Raw genomic sequence first — 13,778 nt, 5'->3', positions numbered from 1 at the left:
TTCCGGCAGTTTTATGCCTGTCGTATGGCATTCCGGCGCTCAGTGTTCGATCATTGCCCCGGCAGGGGCTGATTGTGGCCCAGAACACTCTCAGGCGGAAGGCGGATCGACGTGGCCGATCTGAAGAAAGGCGCACGGATCACCGGCAACACTCGCGACAAACTGGCCGCTGACCTGAAGAAGAAGTACGAAAAAGGGTCAAGCATCCGGGCGCTCGCCGAGTCGACCGGCCGTTCCTACGGTTTCGTGCACCGCGTGCTCTCGGAGTCAGGCGTCCAGTTGCGTGGGCGAGGTGGCGCCACCCGGGTCAAGAAGAAGTAGCTGAGGCTGCTTGCGGGAGGGGAGCGGGGGGCTCTTCCATCTCGCGAAACACAAGCATGGCGCCCAGCAGCACGAGCGGGTAGACGAGGTACCCGTATCGTGTCGCCGGCGTGAGAAGTGTGAAGGCGCCGAGTCCGGTGGCGATACGCAGCAATGCGTCCCAGCCAGCCGCGGGGGGCCGGCGTACCAACCACACGAGGATCGCGGCAGCCGCCGCGGCGAGCAGCAGGAAGCTCATCGCCTTGCCTACTTGGCCTAGGCTGGCGATCAAATGCCCTGGCAGGGGGCTTGCCGCAGGCGAAGTCACCGCACCGAACCCGAACGGGAAGCGGATCGTGTGCTCGACGTAGGCACGCGGATCCACCAGGAACACGGGAACGTTCACCGCCGCCGTGATCACGGTGAAGGTGGTCAAAAACGCACCGAGAGCTCGTTTCCCCAAGCGCTTGAGCACAACAATGGCCAACACCACGAGCGCGGGTGCGACGATCACCTTGGCGCTGACCACAAGCGCGAGCACGAGTCCGGATAGGACAGGTTTGTCGCGCGCCGCGAGCGCGCAGGCGAGGATCAGCAGCCCGGCGATCGCGAGATCGGGACCGGCGACCGCCCAGGTCAGCGTGGTCAACGGGCAAGCGAGTGCCAGCTGGGCGCCGCGCACGGGGATCTTCGGCCACTTGAGCAGCCGAAGCGTTGCCAGCACACAGAGAACGGCCACCAGCGCGAACATCAGCCGCGCGTCGGTGAGCGCGTTGGTCACCGGGTTGCCGCCGAACAGCGCCCGTGGCAGGCCGAACAGTGTCATCACCGGCTCGTAGGGCGTGTAGTCGTTGACCTCGGGCGCGCGGCCGAGCGCGGTGATGTCGACATACGGCGTGCCGTGGTCGAGCAGCAGCCGTGCGGAGCGCTCGATCACCCACACCTCGGGCTGCGCGGCCCACGAGAAGGGCGTGATCAGCCAGTCCACCCCGGTGAGCCGCCGCACGACGAGCACACCGAGCGGGATCACCATGGCGAACAAACCGATCGAACCGATGCCGACCCAGCGGGACCACGCTTTTTCTTGCATAGGCTTCGCAAGCAGCCAGCCGGTGTAAACGGCGGCGATGCCATAGCCGACGGTCGCGAAATTGCCCCACACGCGATAGCCGTAGAACTCCGAAACGAGCGCGGTAGGTAAGGCGAAGGCAAAACAGCCCAGATAGAACGCGAGGTCGATGGACAGCGCCCGGCGGTCCGTGCCGACGCCCGCGGTCAGCGTCCGCATTCCCGTACCTCCGTTTTTTCGCCGTCAACCCCGCTGACCAGCAGGTTACCGAGCGGGCCGGAACCAGGTCGCCTCGGTGCGGGAAAGAGGCGTACGGTTCGGGAAGATTTCGGTAGCACCCCGCGTTGTCCAGGCAATATGCGGAAAAAAGCTAGGGTTAAGTAGAGATTTGGGGATGGTATGGACAACACCTGGTCGCTGATGAGCTCGGCGATGAAGGAGAAGCCGAAGGCGCTGGCGCGCGGCACGACGCGCCGGGTCGCCCGGTTCGCCAAGCCACATTGGCGCAGGCTCGCGGTGTTCCTGATCCTCACCGTGATCTCCGCGGTGCTCGCGGTCACCGGGCCGGTGCTGGCAGGCAAGGTGGTCGACGGGATCATCGCCGGGCACGACACCGGGCTGGTGATCGGCCTCGCGCTGGTGATCGCGGCGCTCGCGGTCGCGGACACCGGATTGGGACTGGCCGAACGCTGGCAGTCGGCACGGATCGGCGAGGGCCTGATCCTCGACCTGCGGCGCGCGGTGTTCGAGCACGTGCAGAAGATGCCGGTCGCCTTCTTCACCAGGACTCGCACCGGCGCGCTGGTCAGCAGGCTGAACAACGACGTGATCGGCGCGCAGCGCACGTTCACCGCGACGCTGTCCGGCCTGGTGACCAACGTGATCCAGCTGGCGCTCTCGCTCGCGGTGATGATGACGCTCTCGTGGCAGGTGACCGCGCTCGCGCTGGTGCTGCTGCCGGTGTTCGTGCTGCCCGCGCGGCGGATGGGCCGCAAGATGGCCACGCTGCAGCGGGAATCCGCGAACCTCAACGCGGGCATGACCACCCAGATGACCGAGCGCTTCTCCGCGCCGGGCGCGACGCTGGTCAAGCTGTTCGGACGGCCGCAGGTGGAGGCCGACGACTTCGCCGCGCGCGCCGGGCGGGTCCGCGACATCGGCGTGCGGACCGCGATGCTCACCCGCTGGTTCCTCAGTAGTTTGACGCTGGTGTCCGCGCTGGCGCAGGCGCTGGTCTACGGGCTCGGCGGCTGGCTCGCGCTGAAGGGTGAGCTCGCGCCAGGAACCGTTGTGGCGCTTGCCCTGTTGCTGACCCGGCTTTACTCTCCGCTCACCGCGCTGGCGAACGTCCGGGTGGACGTGATGACCGCGCTGGTGTCGTTCGAGCGCGTCTTCGAGGTGCTCGACCTCGACCCGATGATCAAGGAGAAGGCCGACCCGGAGCGGGTGCCCGCCGGGGGTGTCTCGGTCGAGTTCAAGGACGTGCGGTTCGGCTACCCGGCGGCGGACCGGTACTCGCTCGCGTCGCTGGAAGACGTGTCCACCTTGGACCACCGCGGCGGCGAAGAGGTGCTGCACGGCATCAGCTTCCGCGCCGAGGCCGGTCAGCTGGTCGCGCTCGTCGGCTCTTCGGGTGCGGGCAAGTCGACGATCGGCTCCCTGCTGCCGCGTTTGTACGATGTGGACACCGGTTCGGTCCGGCTGTCCGATGTGGACGTGCGCGACCTGAGTTTCGAGTCACTGCGGGAGACCGTGGGCGTGGTGACCCAGGACGGCCACCTCTTCCATGACACGATCCGCGCGAACCTGGCCTATGCGCGCCCGGACGCGACGGAAGCCGAGATCTGGGACGCGCTGGACCGCGCGCGCCTGGCGGACCTGATCCGCAGCCTGCCCGACGGCTTGGAAACCTTGGTGGGGGAGCGGGGATACCGGTTGTCGGGCGGTGAGCGCCAGCGCCTGACGATCGCCCGCCTGCTGCTCGCGCAGCCTCGCGTGATCGTGCTCGACGAGGCGACCGCACACCTCGACTCCGAGTCGGAAGCCGCTGTGGGAGAAGCACTTTCGTCGGCACTCGAAGGCCGGACCGCCTTGGTGATCGCGCACCGCCTGTCCACGATCCGCGCCGCGGACCAGATCCTGGTACTGGAACACGGCGAGATCGTCGAACGCGGGACCCACGACGAACTGCTGGCACTGGAAGGCCGTTACGCCGACCTCTACCACACCCAGTTCGCCGAGGAACCCGCTGCGGCATAAGGGCTCGTGAGTGGTACGGCCGGTTCTAACCGGCCATACCACTCACGACCCCGGTGAGGCGAAGACCGCGTTCACGAGTGCCATTTTGCGGGGGTCGTCGCGCAGGAGCGGGCCCATCTGGTTCATGGTGTAGCCGAAGGCGATACCGGACTCGGGGTCCGCTCCACCCGTGGAGCCGCCGAAACCGTCGTGGCCGAAGGCACGCGGGTTGGGGCCGAACGCTTTCTCCTCGCTGCCGAGATAGAAGCCGAGCGCCCACTCGTTGCCGAGGCCGCCGACGAGGTCGACCTCGCGGCCTTGGCCCGTGCGCGCGATTTCGACCGTCTGCCGGGACAACAGCGAACCGTCGGTCAGCGCGCCGTACAGCGAGGCGATCGCGCGGGCGGTGGCGTGGCCGTTGGCGGCGGGGATCTGGGCGGAGCGCCACGCCGGGTCGTTCGCGTGGTGGCCCTCGATCCGAGGGTTGACCAGCGCGGCGAGCGCGATCGGGCCGGCGTTGGCGAAGGCCGTCGCGAGCGCGCTGGCGGCCTCCGAGGTCAGGACCGGCTCGACCATCTCGGAGCAGCGGGCGTGCTCGGACTCGGGGAGTCCGATGTGGAAGTCGAGGCCGAGCGGGCCCGCGACGTTCTCCTGGAAGTACGTGCCGACCGTCTGCCCGGTGATGCGGCGGATGACCTCGCCGACCATGAACCCGAACGACATCGCCTGGTACCCGCTCGCGGTGCCCGGCTCGAAATGCGGCGCCTGCGCGGCCAGCAGCGCGGTCATCGCGTCCCAGTCGAGGACGGTCTCGATGCCGATCGGGTGATCGAGGCCGACGCCGGTCACCCCGGAACGGTGCGCGAGCAGCCACCGCACCGGGATGTCCTGCTTCCCGGCGGCCGCGAACTCCGGCCAGTAGCGGGCGACGGGCGCGTCGAGGTCCAGCAGCCCGCGCTCGGCGAGCTGGTGCGCGCAGACCGCGACCGCGCCCTTGGTGGTGGACCAGACGTTGGTCAGCGTGTCCGCCGCCCAAGGCCTGGTCCGGCCCGCGTCCGCCCACCCCGCCCACAGGTCGACGACCGTTTCACCGTGCTGGGTCACCGCGAACGCGGCGCCCAGTTCCCCTCTGGCGTGGAAGTTCTCCTCGAAGGCCTGGCGAACCGGCTCGAAGCCGGTGGCGCATTCGCCGTGTATCTGGACTGTGAGGGTCTGGTTCGCCATGGGGGCGCTCCCTTGGTCAGCGTTGACGCGAGGACACCGACTGGTCGGTATGTCGTAGCATGTGAGCCGCTGTGACCGAAGTCAAGGAGCACTACCAGCCGGAGCCGTACGGCTACGCTAAGGCGGGAATCCTTGGTACATAACGCGAAAGCAGTGAAGTGTTGGCGGCGTCGCCGCCCTCCACGTTGGAGCTTCGCCACAGCGGCACGTCGACGCCCGCCGCCGTGCCGAGGTCCAGCACGCGCGTCAGCACGAGATTCCAGATATAGGCATTGACCACAGTGGACAGCGGCGCGGTGACAGGTGACTCCGCGGGGTAACTGGAGTCGCCCACCCTGATGCCGGTGTCGAGCACGACCGTGCCCTCCGCGGCCAGCGTCGAGACAGACCGCTTCGGCGCGGCCGCGATGCACGCGCGCGAGGTCACCGAGATCACCGACGCGCCGCGCTTCTTGGCGCTGATGGCCAGCTCGACCGGGTACGGGTTGACGCCCGAGGTGGAGAACACGACCAGCACGTCACCGGGACCCGGCGGCTTCTGGTCGAGCACCTCGTCGGCCAGCCCGCTGCGGCGCTCGGTGGCGGTGCTGTGCTGCGCGCCGTGCAGCGGCAGCAGCTCAGGGTGATAGAGCGGGTACACGTTGGCCAGGCCGCCCGCGCGGTAGAAGGTCTCCGCGACCGCGGCCAGCGAGTGCCCCGCGCCCGCGCTGAACACCAGCGCGTCGGCGCGGATGGTGTCCAGGATCAGCCCGGCGGCCTCGTCGATCTGCTTCTCGTTCGTACGCTGCGCTTCGGTCAGGATCTCCGAGGCTTGGTCCCACAGTTGAGTGGTGCTCACCACACCCGCCCTTCCAGTTGACGATCGGCGCCGAATCTATCGCGCGGGAGCGGGGAACAGCGGGACAGAATGACCGGGTTGGGCCAGCTGGGCGGTCGTGTCCCAGCAGACGGGAGGAGTACGCGGGTGAGTGACGGGCTTCCGGTGGTGACGGTCAGGCGGGCGGCCGGACCGGTGCGTGCGGTGGTACTGGTGCTGCACGGTGGCGCCGAACGGGGGCTGAGCCCGACCAAGCCGTGGCGGCTGGCCTATCTGCGGATGGTGCCGCTCGCCAAGGCGGTGCACCGGGTGGCGCGCAAGCGGGGTGCCGAGGTCTGGCAGCTGCGCAACCGCGTCCGCGGCTGGAACGCGCCCGACCTCGACCCGGTCAAGGACGCCCGGTGGGCGCTGGAGCGCATCCACGCGGAGCATCCCGGGGTGCCGATCATCCTCATCGGCCACTCGATGGGGGGACGCGTGGCCTTCCGCGTCGCCGACGACCCGGCCGTGGTCGCCGTGTGCGGCCTCGCGCCGTGGACGCCTGCCAAGGAGCCGGTCGGCGCGCTCGACGGGCGGACCGTGCTGATCGTGCACGGCACCAGTGATCGGATGACCGATCCGGCCGAATCCTTCTTCTACGCGGGGCGTGCCCAGCCGGGCGCGAGCAGGCTCGCCCGGTTCGAGGTGGCCGCCGAGGGGCACGCGATGCTGCGCCGGGCCGCCGTCTGGACCCGGCTGGTGGTCGCGTTCGTGCTCGACGTCGTATCGGGTGAATCCGAAGACGAGACATTGGCCTCGGCCTGGACCAAGCCGGCGCCGGAGCGGCTGCGAATCCCGGTGTGAACCGCCGGGCTGGAATACCATTGGTATCGGCGGAATGAGGTTGGGAGGAAGTGCCTTGACCACGTCGAGCGTTGACCGGAGCGCGCGCCGGGAGTCCGAAGAGGACCCTTGGCCGGGACTGGCGGACGCGCCGCGTTCACCCTTGCGCGCCCGTATCGCCGAGAGCCTGTTCCGCAGGGCCGTGCGCCCGCTGGACGTGCGCGTCGTCTTCCCCGGCGGTGAGGTGCTGGGCTCGGGCGGCGAAGACGCGCCCGAGATGCGGCTGCACCGGCCGTCGGCGTTCTTCCACCGGCTCGGGGTCGACGCGAAGATCGGCTTCGGTGAGTCCTATATGGCCGGTGACTGGAGTTCCGACCGGCTGGCGGAGCTGCTCACCCCGTTCGCCGCGCGGATGGCGACGCTGATTCCGCCGACGCTGCAACGGTTCCGGCGGTTCGTCGACCGGCGGCACCCGGCAGACGAGCACAACACCATCGAAGGCGCGCGGGCGAACATCCACCGCCACTACGACCTTTCGAACGACCTGTTCGCCACCTTCCTCGACGAGACGATGATGTACTCATCGGCGTTGTTCGGCCCGGAGGACGACCTTTCCGCCGCGCAGCACCGCAAGATCGACAGCGTGCTCGACTACGCGGGCGTGCGCGAGGGCAGTGAAGTGCTCGAGATCGGCACCGGCTGGGGAGAGCTCGCCATCCGTGCGGCCCAGCGCGGCGCGCGGGTGACGTCGTTGACCATCTCCGAGGAGCAGCGGGCGCTGGCGACCCGCCGGATCGCCGAAGCGGGGCTCAGTGACCGGATCGACGTCCGGCTGTGCGACTACCGCCAGTCCGAGGGCGAGTACGACGCCGTCGTGAGCGTCGAGATGATCGAAGCGGTCGGTGCCGACTACTGGCCGGCGTTCTACGCCACGATCGGGCAGCGGCTGCGGCCTGGCGGGCGGTTCGGGCTGCAGGCCATCACCATGAACCACGACCGGATGCTGGCGAGCGCGGCGTCGTACACCTGGATGCACAAGTACATCTTCCCCGGCGGGCTGATCCCGTCGGTCACCTCGATCGAGCAGGGACTGGCCGAGCACGCGCGGCTGACCCCGCATGGGCTGCGTGAGTTCGGGCAGGACTACGCGCGCACGCTGAAAATCTGGCGTGAGCGGTTCACCCAGCGGTGGGCCGAGGTCGCCGAACATGGCTTCGACGAGGTGTTCCGCCGCATGTGGGAGTTCTATCTCGCCTACTCGGAGGCGGGTTTCCGCTCGGGCTACCTCAAGGTGCACCAGTTTGGGTTCGCCCGATAACGGGCAAATACCCAACCTGTCGGGGTGCCGCGCGTCCTTACACAGAGGGCCTGCGGTTCACTGGGGGCCCCAGACGCCGATGAGAACGGGTGATGAGCGATGAGTTACGGCGGCAACGACGGCGGCTACGGCCAGCCCGCGAGGCCTCGCCAGTCCTCACCGCGGCCACGGCAGCACACCAGAATGATGCCGCTGCCAGGCCAATCCGGCCGAAGCGAGTACTACGACGACTCACCGGTGCGCACCCCGCCACCGCCGCCTCCGCCCCGTCAGATGCCGCCTCAGGAGCAGCCCCCGATGGGCGGCCAGCGTCCGCCGAGGCGCCGTAAATGGGGCTTCGGGCGCGTGCTGCTCACGTTGCTGCTCGTGTTCGTGGTGTTCCTCGCGGGTGTGTGGGTGTACCTCGAGTTCTCGATCAACCGCACCGACGCGGTACACGATTACTCGGGCCGTCCGGCGGCCGCTTCGGGGACCAACTGGCTCATCGTCGGCTCCGACAGCCGCGACGGCCTGACCGAGGCCGACATCGAGCGTCTGTCCACAGGGGACAGCAAGGCGGCCGGTGGCGGCAAGCGCACCGACACGATCATGGTCGCGCACATCCCCGACAACTCGACCACGCCGACGCTGCTGAGCCTGCCGCGTGACTCACAGGTCAAGATTCCCGGCCACGGCACCAACAAGATCAACGCGGCGTTCTCGCTCGGCGGCGCCCCGCTGCTGCTGGAGACCGTCGAAGGCGCGACCGGGCTGCGGATGGACCACTACGCCGAGATCGGCTTCGGCGGGTTCGCGAAGATCGTCGACGCGATCGGCGGCGTCAACATGTGCCTCGACAAGGAAATGGACGACTCGATGACCGGGGTCAAGCTCGCACCCGGTTGCCAGGACCTCGACGGCGCGCAGGCGCTCGGCTTCGTCCGGATGCGGCACAGTTCGGCGACGCCGCGCTCGGACCTCGACCGGGTGGCCAACCAGCGCAAGTTCATCGGCGCCATGGTCAGCGAGATCGCCAGCCCCGCCACGCTGCTCAACCCGTTCGACCTGTTCCCGCTGCTGTCCACGGCGCCGGACGCGCTGACCATCGACTCCGGTGACCACCTGCACAACCTGGTGGGCCTGGCGATGGCGATGCGCGGCATCTCCACCGGCGGCGTCGTCACCACCACGGTGCCGATCACGGACGCGTCCGCCGAGCGGTGGGACAAGGTCAAGTCCAAGGCGCTGTTCGACGCGCTGCGCGACGACACCGCGATCCCGGACAACGTGATCGTGAATTAGGTGGCACGGGCGGGGTTTCCGCGGGACGATGCTTCGATGGAGCGACCCGCGGAAACCCTGCCCGGTCCCGGCTTCGAACTACAGCGCTGGCGGCCTTCCGACGTCGCGCTGGTGCACGGTGCGGTCAACCGTTCGCTGAGCCACCTCGAACCCTGGGTCGGCTGGGTCGGCAACGGCTACTCGATGGCCGACGGTACCGAGTTCATCACCCGCGCCCGCGAGACCTGGGACGCAGGGAAGACCTTCGACTACAAGATCCTCGTCGGCGGCGAGCTGGCCGGCGCGTGCGGGCTGATGACCCGGCGTGGGCACGGTGGCCTGGAGATCGGGTATTGGCTCACCCCCGAGCACACCGGCCGCGGCCTGATGACCCGGGTCGCCGGCGTGCTCGTCGACGAGGCGTTCCGGGTGGGCGCCACGCGGGTCGAGATCATGCACGACGAGAAGAACGTCCGCAGCGGCGCGATCCCGCGCAGGCTGGGCTTCACCGAGGTCGAGCGGCACGAGGCCGACGAACCCGGTGGCTGGGCCTGCAACGGCATCCACGTCGTGTGGCGGCTCACGAACCCTGGCGGGCCTTCAGCGCCTTGAGCGCGGTGTCGGCGTGGACCGTGAAGTTCAGCTCGCTCTTGATGACCTCGAGGATCTTGCGGTCCGTGTCGATGACGAACGTGTGCCGCTTCGTGTGCAGCAGCGGGTTGAAGCGGCGCCAGACGCCGAACTGCTTCGCGACCTCACCGTCCTCATCGGACAGAAGCGGGTAGTCGAAGTTGTTGGCCTCCGAGAACATCCGCTGCTTCGCGACCGAGTCGGGGCTGATCCCGACCCGCTGCGCGCCGACCTCGGCGAACTCGGCGGCCAGGTCGCGGAAGTGGCAGCTCTCGGCCGTGCAGCCGCCGGTCATCGCGGCCGGGTAGAAGAAGAGCACCACCGGACCCGAGTTCAGGAACTCCGACAGTTTGCGCTCCTCACCCTGGTCGTCGAGCAGGGTGAAGTCCGGGGCGAAGTCTCCCTGGTCCATGGAGGTCCTTTCGGGGTCGACGGCGGTTCTCTCCGGTATTCGGCGCCGCTGCCGCCCGGGATTGGCCCGAATCTAGTCGGCGTGCCGCTCGATGAGTTCGTCGACCTCGTCGCCGGTGGCCGTCTCCGCGACGAACGCGCCGCGTGCGGCGATCACGCCGAGTGACTTGAGTTTCGCGGCCTGCTCGTCGTGCCGCACGCCCTCCGCGCCGATGCGCAGGCCCAGCTCGCGCGCACGGGTGACGAGCTGGCCGAGGTGACGGTCGGCCGCGTCGCCGGGGGTGTCGGCGAGCGCGTCGATGACCGCGCCGGACAGGATCACGTGCCGCACCGGCAACCGGTGCTGCGGGATCAGCTCCAGGTCGGCGCTGCCGGTGACGGTCAGCACCAGCTTGGCGCCGAGGTCGGCGAGCACCGCGAACGAGTCGAGCACCTCGCCGCGGGTGTCGAGCACGGACTCGCGGTCCGTGCACAGCCGCAGCGCCTGCGCGGGCAGGTTGTTCCGGTCGAGCTGTTCCTTGACGAGCAGCACCAGGTCGGGGTCGATGGCGAGCCGGTTCGGCAGCCGGATGCAGACATCCGGCGCCGCCGGGCCGAATCTGGACCGCCAGCGCGAGGTCGCCGCGAGCGACTCGGCCAGCAGCCAGCGCCCGAGCGGGATGGTCATGCCGGTGGTCTGGGCGAGCGGGTAGAACTCGTCGGAGTCGAGCTCGCCGAGCTCGGGGTGGTTCCAGCGCAGGCCGGCGTTGACCGCGGCGAGCTCCTCGGGCTTCGCGAGCTTGACCGTCGGCTGGTAGATCAGCGAGAACTCGCCGTTCTCCAGCGCGCCCGCGATCACGGCGCCGAGCTGATAGCGCGCACGGTCCCTGGCGTCGAGCTCGGGATCGAACAGCATCCACTGCGCCTTGCCTGCCTCTTTCGCGCGGTGCAACGCGATTTCGGCGGCGCGCAAGAGTTCTTCCGGTCCGCCGTCGGTGACCGGGCGGACGACGATGCCCGCGCTCGCGCTGACCCCGATGCCGTGGCCGCCCAGGTAGATCGGCTCCGCGAGATCTTCGAGCGCGCGCTCGACGAGCCCGATCACCTCGGTCGGGGCGATGTCGGCGCCGTGCAGCAGGATGCCGAAGCCGTCACCGGAGAGCCGTGAGACGAAGCCGTCGTGCACCGGCGTGAACACCGCGGACAGCTTGCTCGCGACGCCGCGCAGCACCTGGTCGCCGACGCCGGCGCCGAGCCCGTCGTTGATCACCTTGAAGCCGTCGATGTCCAGGTAGATCAGCGCGATCTGGCCGCCGGCCCTGGTGCCGAGCGCGGATTCGAGCTTCGTCTTGAAACGCGAGGCGTTGGGCAGGCCGGTCAGCGCGTCGTGGATGTTCTGGTGCCGCAGCGTTTCCTGCAGCAGGTGCACCTCGTTGGCGTCGGACACCATCAGCACCGGGTATCGCGCGCCCGGCGCGTCGCCCGGCAGGTGCGCGAGCGTGACGTCGGTCCAGAGCTGGCCGTCCTCGGCGTGCTGCAGCAGCACGCGCTCGCGGAACCGGCTGAGCGAGGGGGAGTCGAGGTCTTCCAGCCCGATGCGCAGGGTGGTGGCGTCGCGCTCGGTGGCGGCGAGGCCGCTGATGGTCCTGCCGCGCAACGATTCCGGCGCGCAGCCGAGCAGCTCGCCGAGCGCGTCGTTGGCCTCGACGATGATCCCGTCGCGGTCGGCCAGCGCGATGCCGGACGGTGAGGCGGAGTAGAGCGCCGCGAACCGCTGGAGCGCGGCGGACTGCGCGGCCTGGGTACTGGCGATCGCGTCGGTCGCGACCTTCAGCAGGATGCCTTCGAGCTCCTCCGGGGGAAGGGATACTCCTTTAGTGTCAGCCAATGCCGCCGCCCACTCGCGGGCGACGTCCACCAACCCTGGCGCGGCACCAGGTTCCGGCACACTCCACCTCTTCACACGGGGATTAACGCCAGGTCAGGCCATGTGCGGTCGGCACAAGACCAATTCTGGCGGAGAGTCATGCCACGCCATCATGTGGAAAGGGGGGTGTCTACCGGCTGAAAGAGTGATCATCACGCCTGGGATGACTACTCTCCGTGACGTTGGGCGGGTGGGGGTTATGCCAACCGTGTTAACGCTTGACCAAGTGCACCGGCAGACCGTCGACGGGCACCGGCAAGGATACATAGTCCCAACGCGCGGTGTAAGACTCGGGCACGTGCCACTCGTAGCTGAGCAGCATCTCGTGCAGTAGCGCCTTCACTTCCAGCATTCCGAAGTGCAGCCCGATGCACTTGTGCGCGCCGCCGCCGAACGGCATCCACGCGAACCGGTGTGCCTTGTCCTCGCGGCGCGGCTCGGCGAAGCGTTCCGGGTCGAACTCGTGCGGGTCCGTCCAGTGGGCGGGGTCGAAATGGTTGGCGGTGGGCGAAACGCTGACCATCATGCCTTGGGGCAAGTGGAAGCCGAGAAGTTCGGTGTCCTTGACGGTCTGCCTGGCCATGGTCGGCACCGGCGGCACCAGCCGCAGCGACTCCTTGATGACCAGTTCGAGCGTCTGGAGGCTCTCCAGCGCTTCGATGTCCGGGATGCCGTCGCCGAGTTTCAGTGACTCCTCGCGGGCTTTTTCTTGCCAGTGCGGGTATTTCGCCAGGTAGTAGGCGGCGGTCGTGCTGGTGATCGTGCTCGTGTCGTGCGCGGCCATCATCAGGAAGATCATCTGGTTGATGACGTCCTCGTCGGTGTACCGCTCACCGTCCTCTGTGGACGCGTGGCACAGCGCGGAGAACAGGTCGGCGCCGTCGTTGTGGCGTTTGGCGGCGAGATTACGCCCGAAGTAGGCCTCGAGCGTCTTGCGTCCGCGCAGGCCTGCCGCCCATCGGCCGCCCGGCACGGGATGGCGGACGATCGCGGTGCCGGCGCGGACGGCGTCCACGAACGCGCGGTTGATCTCGTCGGCGTCCTTGCCGCTGGGCATGTCCATGAACACGCGGCTCGCGATGTCGAGGGTCAGCTGTTTGAGCGCGCGGTAGAGCCGGGGATGCGGATCGGCGGCGAGCGCCTTGACGCCTTCGCGGACCGTCGGTCCCATCTGTGCGACATAGCCGGTGAGCCGGTCGCGGGTGAACGCCTGCTGCATGATCCGGCGATGCATGTGGTGCTCGGCGAAGTCCAGCAGCATCAGCCCGCGCGGGAAGAACTTGCCGATGAAGAACTGCCACGCCTCTTGGGAGAACGCCTTGTCCTTGTTGGTGAGCACGGCCTGTGTGGCGTCCGCGCCGGTCACCGTGATGATGCGGTTGCCGAACGCGCCCATCCACGACACGGGGCCGAACTCGGCGTAGCGGTGCAGGCCGAATTCCTGGCCGAAGCGCATGAAACTGAGCGAGTGCCCGACGATCGGCGCGCCGGCGTCGCCGAGGATCGGCTTGAGGCCTTCCGGTGCGGGCGCGAGTTCGGTGACGGGGCCCTGGCTGGCGAGCCAGCGGCGGTCGACCGAGCGGGGCAGCGGCAGCGCGGTCAACGGCGGTACTCGATCGAGCAGCTTGCTCATCTGCGCACCTCTCCTCGGCGAGAAGCTCAGCCTCCTACCATCCTCCTCTATTGGCGCAACGTCAACAGAGCCTTCGATCAAGTTGGGGTCGTGGGTTGGTTGTGGGGGTGGGTAACGGCCAAACCAAAACCACGAACAAAAAACAAGCCC

Annotated in this window: 12 protein-coding genes; 6 read left to right on the top strand and 6 right to left on the bottom strand. The window is 68.5% G+C overall.

Annotated elements, in window-relative coordinates; all coding sequences use genetic code 11:
- Nucleotides 1-111: 111 nt before the first annotated feature.
- Nucleotides 112-321 (top strand): helix-turn-helix domain-containing protein, encoded by a 210-nt coding sequence (locus ACFV15_RS18705; RefSeq protein WP_003071237.1) that lies wholly within the window; start codon nt 112-114, stop codon nt 319-321.
- Here ACFV15_RS18705 and ACFV15_RS18700 read toward each other — a convergent pair.
- Complete coding sequence (locus tag ACFV15_RS18700; protein ID WP_378351725.1) at nt 308-1,588, bottom strand: glycosyltransferase 87 family protein; 1,281 nt, start codon at nt 1,586-1,588, stop codon at nt 308-310. The genes ACFV15_RS18705 and ACFV15_RS18700 overlap by 14 nt on opposite strands.
- 180 nt (nt 1,589-1,768) lie before the next feature.
- On the opposite strand from ACFV15_RS18700, the gene ACFV15_RS18695 reads away from it, so the two are divergent.
- On the top strand, nt 1,769-3,628 hold the full coding sequence (locus ACFV15_RS18695; protein ID WP_378351724.1) for an ABC transporter ATP-binding protein: 1,860 nt from the start codon (nt 1,769-1,771) through the stop codon (nt 3,626-3,628).
- 42 nt (nt 3,629-3,670) lie between these two features.
- Here the strand turns inward: ACFV15_RS18695 and ACFV15_RS18690 are convergent, their stop codons facing one another.
- Nucleotides 3,671-4,831 carry a serine hydrolase domain-containing protein gene (locus tag ACFV15_RS18690; RefSeq protein WP_378351723.1) on the bottom strand — a complete coding sequence of 387 codons (1,161 nt, stop codon included), beginning with the start codon at nt 4,829-4,831 and terminating at the stop codon, nt 3,671-3,673.
- Between the two features lie 112 nt (nt 4,832-4,943).
- Nucleotides 4,944-5,672 carry an SIS domain-containing protein gene (locus tag ACFV15_RS18685; protein WP_378351722.1) on the bottom strand — a complete coding sequence of 243 codons (729 nt, stop codon included), beginning with the start codon at nt 5,670-5,672 and terminating at the stop codon, nt 4,944-4,946.
- A gap of 123 nt (nt 5,673-5,795) precedes the next feature.
- Between ACFV15_RS18685 and ACFV15_RS18680 the strand changes: the two genes are divergently transcribed.
- The 4 genes from ACFV15_RS18680 (at nt 5,796) to ACFV15_RS18665 (ending at nt 9,660) form a co-directional block, all read left to right on the top strand.
- The gene (locus ACFV15_RS18680) at nt 5,796-6,491 is read left to right on the top strand and encodes an alpha/beta hydrolase (protein ID WP_378351721.1); all 696 of its coding nucleotides are present in this window, start codon (nt 5,796-5,798) and stop codon (nt 6,489-6,491) included.
- A 55-nt stretch (nt 6,492-6,546) separates the two neighbouring features.
- Nucleotides 6,547-7,788, top strand: coding sequence for a class I SAM-dependent methyltransferase (locus tag ACFV15_RS18675; protein WP_378351720.1), 1,242 nt, complete (start codon nt 6,547-6,549; stop codon nt 7,786-7,788).
- A gap of 99 nt (nt 7,789-7,887) precedes the next feature.
- Nucleotides 7,888-9,069 carry an LCP family protein gene (locus ACFV15_RS18670; protein WP_378351719.1) on the top strand — a complete coding sequence of 394 codons (1,182 nt, stop codon included), beginning with the start codon at nt 7,888-7,890 and terminating at the stop codon, nt 9,067-9,069.
- Between the two features lie 36 nt (nt 9,070-9,105).
- Nucleotides 9,106-9,660 carry a GNAT family N-acetyltransferase gene (locus tag ACFV15_RS18665; protein ID WP_378351718.1) on the top strand — a complete coding sequence of 185 codons (555 nt, stop codon included), beginning with the start codon at nt 9,106-9,108 and terminating at the stop codon, nt 9,658-9,660.
- Here the strand turns inward: ACFV15_RS18665 and ACFV15_RS18660 are convergent.
- From ACFV15_RS18660 to ACFV15_RS18650, 3 genes are all read right to left on the bottom strand, one after another.
- Nucleotides 9,629-10,090, bottom strand: coding sequence for a peroxiredoxin (locus ACFV15_RS18660; RefSeq protein WP_378351717.1), 462 nt, complete (start codon nt 10,088-10,090; stop codon nt 9,629-9,631). The genes ACFV15_RS18665 and ACFV15_RS18660 overlap by 32 nt on opposite strands.
- A gap of 72 nt (nt 10,091-10,162) precedes the next feature.
- Nucleotides 10,163-12,016 carry a diguanylate cyclase domain-containing protein gene (locus ACFV15_RS18655; RefSeq protein WP_378351716.1) on the bottom strand — a complete coding sequence of 618 codons (1,854 nt, stop codon included), beginning with the start codon at nt 12,014-12,016 and terminating at the stop codon, nt 10,163-10,165.
- A gap of 190 nt (nt 12,017-12,206) precedes the next feature.
- The gene (locus tag ACFV15_RS18650; protein WP_378351715.1) at nt 12,207-13,628 is read right to left on the bottom strand and encodes a cytochrome P450; all 1,422 of its coding nucleotides are present in this window, start codon (nt 13,626-13,628) and stop codon (nt 12,207-12,209) included.
- Nucleotides 13,629-13,778 lie beyond the last annotated feature (150 nt).

Origin of the sequence: Amycolatopsis sp. NPDC059657 (assembly GCF_042734395.1) — a bacterium.
Lineage (GTDB): Bacteria > Actinomycetota > Actinomycetes > Mycobacteriales > Pseudonocardiaceae > Amycolatopsis.
This window is presented reverse-complemented; position numbering and strand designations above follow the sequence as displayed.